The sequence below is a fragment of the Acinetobacter sp. YH16042 genome, from assembly GCF_013417245.1.
GTDB lineage: Bacteria > Pseudomonadota > Gammaproteobacteria > Pseudomonadales > Moraxellaceae > Acinetobacter > Acinetobacter amyesii.
On record NZ_VPEJ01000138.1, the window covers coordinates 1 to 1,160 of the forward strand.

At 61.0% G+C, this 1,160-nt stretch carries 1 protein-coding gene and 1 pseudogene; both read left to right on the top strand.

All coding sequences use genetic code 11. The features are described 5' to 3' along the window. On the top strand, positions 1-806 hold an 806-nt coding region (locus FTV37_RS18070; protein ID WP_223411754.1), incomplete at its 5' end, for a DUF3363 domain-containing protein. Between the two features lie 216 nt (positions 807-1,022). Next, positions 1,023-1,160: pseudogene (locus tag FTV37_RS17595) on the top strand (CmlA/FloR family chloramphenicol efflux MFS transporter); the annotation flags it as partial.

The window sequence follows — 1,160 nt, forward strand, 5'->3', positions numbered from 1 at the left end:
TAAATTTTCAGCGTTGCTGGCTCCCCGTCAGCCGGATTGGGTTGCATCGCAGGGGTGTCGAAAGAGTCAACTGCGGTCCAAAGCTGTTGGACTTGGGTGAAAAGGGCGTTTATTCTTCCTATACGTGCCGCGTTCCAGGCGGCGACTATGAGGGCTATGTCGATGCCCATGTGCGCCGGCTGGAGGCGCTACGCCGGGCCGGTATCGTCGAGCGGATCGACGCCGACCAATGGCGCATCCCCGATGATCTGGTCAGCCGTGCCGCCGCCCATGACGCCGGCCGAGACAGTCAGGCCAGCGTTCGCGTCCTTTCCCCGGTCGATCTGAACAAACAGATCGGATCGGACGGCGCGACCTGGCTGGACCGGCGGCTGATCCACGGCGAGACGGCCGACCTTGCGCCAACCGGCTTCGGGCAACAAGTCCGCGAAGCCATGGACCAGCGCCGCGAGCACCATATCGAACAGGGCGACGCCACCCGCAGCCGGGACAGCCGCGTCTTCTACCGGCGCAACCTTCTCGCCATCCTGCGGGAGCGCGAGGTAGCCGGCGTCGGATCGGATATGGCTTTGAGTAAGGGCCTGCCGTTCCGCGCCGCCACGGACGGCGAGAGCGTCAGCGGCAAGTTTACCGGAACCGTGCATCTATCGAGCGGCAAGTTCGCCGTGGTCGAGAAATCCCATGAGTTCACCCTTGTCCCGTGGCGGCCGATCATCGACCGCCAACTCGGCCGCGAGGTTATGGGCATCGTGCAGGGCGGGTCGGTGTCGTGGCAGTTAGGGCGGCAGAGGGGGCTGGAACGCTGAGTGCGCCCATGCCGCATTGCGAAGCAAAAGATAATCGGATAAAATGTAGCAATTCATATTCGTAAGCGTGGAGTAATCAGATGGGAAATTCCAAGTCAGCAGACAAGTAAGCCGCAACAACCAGTATTGTTGTTGCGGCGCTCTGTAAGGCTAGTCTCATCTGATTGCTGACGAGCAGACGTCGCCCGGTATTCCTTAATCGAGGGTTGATTCGTCATGACCACCACACGCCCCGCGTGGGCCTATACGCTGCCGGCAGCACTGCTGCTGATGGCTCCTTTCGACATCCTCGCTTCACTGGCGATGGATATTTATCTCCCTGTCGTTCCAGCGATGCCCGGCATCCTGAACACG